The 492-nt window shown below is 81.9% G+C and carries 1 pseudogene; it reads left to right on the top strand.

Annotated elements, in window-relative coordinates:
• A pseudogene (locus tag RKE29_RS30380) lies at positions 1-492 on the top strand (hypothetical protein); the annotation flags it as partial.

The raw sequence follows: 492 nt of genomic DNA, 5'->3' as shown, positions 1-492 counted from the left end.
GCCACCGAGCCCTGGTGGACGGCCGTGGCGCGGCGGCCCGCCGCCTCGCTCGGCCTGGCCGCCGCCGCGGCGGCGGTGCTGGCGGCGCTGACGGCCGATCTCGACCGGTGGTGGCTGCTGCCGCTGCGCAGGCTGCGGCTGCGACGGCGCGGGCACCCGCTGGCCGGCACCCGGGACGGCGGCCGGGTGCCGGTCGCGGCCACCGTCGAGCTGCTGGAGCGCTCTTTGGCCTGGCAGGCGGCGTCCCCCGTGGTGCGCTCGGCGCTGCTGGACCACTGGGACGACGGCGGCTGGCGCGTCCTGCGGTACGCCGGTGTGCACGGCGCGGGCGCGGCCGCCCGGCCGGTGCTGGTGCTCTTCGCCGTGGACCCCGCGGCCAGCCTGGACACGGCCGCCGCGCCGGCCGTCCGGGTCGCCGTCGTCGACGCCGACAGCGGCGAGCCGGTGGCCGCGGACCTCGCCGGCGGCCGCGCGGCCGGGCAGGACGCCCCA

The sequence above is a fragment of the Streptomyces sp. B1866 genome, assembly GCF_031932565.1.
GTDB lineage: Bacteria > Actinomycetota > Actinomycetes > Streptomycetales > Streptomycetaceae > Streptomyces.
The sequence above is the reverse complement of the archived record's forward strand: the minus strand, read 5'-3'. Positions and strand labels throughout refer to the sequence as shown.